The following is a 1612-nucleotide window of genomic DNA, read 5'->3' as shown; positions in this document are numbered from 1 at the left end:
AGGCAGAGGGTTCTTTTTCTATAGAATCAACGCCTGGCAAAGGGACAAAGATTTTTGCCTCCTTTAAATTAGCTCACATTGACCGAAAGCCATTGGGCAATATCAAGGAGACAATAAAAACATTGATTATAGGAAATCCAGAGATAAGGCTTATTTACAAACACAAAATGGATGGGAAGATATTTTTTCTTGATACAAAGAGGATAAAGCATAAAAACATAAAAGAAACCATAGAACACATTGACAAGAAATTACAAGGATTGATACAATAATAGAAGAGCTAAACACATACAAAATAAATAAGGAGGTGGGATAATGTCAAAGATATTGATTGCCTATTCATCGTTTGGGGGAAATACAGAGCGTCTTGCAAAGGCTGTTAAGGAAGGCGTAGAAAGCTCTGGATGCACCCCTATTTTTAAGAGGGCATCTGAGGTTAGAGAGCTTGATTTTAAAGAGGCAGATGGGATAATTGCTGGTTCTCCTACATACTTTGGGAATATGACCGCGGAGCTAAAGGAGATGTTTGACCGGTTTGTTTCCTTAAGAAGACAAGGTGGAATGGAGGGGAAAATCGGTGCGGCATTTGCCACATCTGGTCATCCCAGTGGGGGAAAGGAGACAACAATGATGGCAATAATCCAGGCATTCTTAATCTATGGAATGATTGTGGTAGGCGACCCCATATCAGCAGGTGGGCATTACGGCGTTGCCTGTTCTGGAAGCCCTAGCCAAAAAGACCTGGATGATGCAAGAAAGCTTGGGATAAGGGTTGCTGAGCTTGCTAAAAAACTTTGTTAAAATAAAAGGCCTACAGGTCTACTATGAAAAAGAAGGTGAAGGAAAACCCATCTTAATCCTCCATGGCTGGGGAGGAAGGACAGAATCGGTAAAGCCCATATTTGACCTTCTAAAGAATAATTTTTGTGTTTATAGCCTTGACTTGCCTGGTTTTGGAAGGAGTGAAGTTCCAGAATTAGCCTGGCAAACATCTGATTACGGATTATTTATCAAGAAATTCCTTGAGAATTTTGGAATTAAAAAAATAAATATAATCGGTCATTCATTTGGTGGAAGGATTGGAATTTGGCTTTCTGCAAACTATCCAGAGTTAGTAAACAGGCTTGTCCTTGTTGACGCATCAGGGATTAAGCCAAAAAGGAAACCAGGCTATTATCTTAAGGTTTTACTAGCAAAAATAGCAAAATACCTTTTGCCTAAAGCATTAAAGGAAAAGGTCTATCAAAAAATAGGCTCAAAGGATTACAAAGAGGCAGGCAAAATGAGGGATACATTAGTAAAGATAGTTAACGAAGACATAAAACCCTTTCTTTCTAAAATTCTTGCCCCTACCTTAATCATCTGGGGAGAAAATGATTTTCAAACACCCATTTATCAGGGAAAAATAATGGAAAAAGAAATAAAAAATTCTAGCTTAAAAATTATAAAAAATGCAGGACACTTTTGCTATCTTGACAATTCTTTTGATTTCTCAAATGCAATCTTGGATTTTTTTAAATAAGCTCTTAATTCTCATTGCCATTTTTTTGTGGTTAAGAAGGTTTGTTTTTCAAACCAATACATTACTCCACATTTTCCAGCTTGAGGGATA

3 protein-coding genes are annotated in these 1612 nt (G+C 37.4%); all 3 read left to right on the top strand.

Annotation, left to right across the window (positions count from 1 at the left end; translation table 11 throughout):
- The coding region (locus AB1397_00265; GenBank protein MEW6481439.1) for an ATP-binding protein at positions 1 to 272 on the top strand (272 nt) is incomplete at its 5' end.
- 43 nt (positions 273 to 315) lie between these two features.
- Positions 316 to 801, top strand: coding sequence for an NAD(P)H-dependent oxidoreductase (locus tag AB1397_00260; GenBank protein ID MEW6481438.1), 486 nt, complete (start codon positions 316 to 318; stop codon positions 799 to 801).
- Positions 773 to 1522, top strand: a complete 750-nt coding sequence (locus AB1397_00255; protein MEW6481437.1) for an alpha/beta hydrolase — start codon at positions 773 to 775, stop codon at positions 1520 to 1522. Before AB1397_00260 ends, AB1397_00255 begins: the two co-directional genes overlap by 29 nt.
- Positions 1523 to 1612: the final 90 nt, after the last annotated feature.

It is taken from the genome of bacterium (genome assembly GCA_040756715.1).
GTDB lineage: Bacteria > UBA9089 > UBA9088 > UBA9088 > UBA9088 > JBFLYE01.
This window is presented reverse-complemented; position numbering and strand designations above follow the sequence as displayed.

What these genes read in the sequence shown, in the direction of transcription:
- AB1397_00260 (MEW6481438.1), top strand. Translation starts at nt 316, where the DNA reads ATGTCAAAGATATTGATTGCCTATTCATCGTTTGGGGGAAATACAGAG.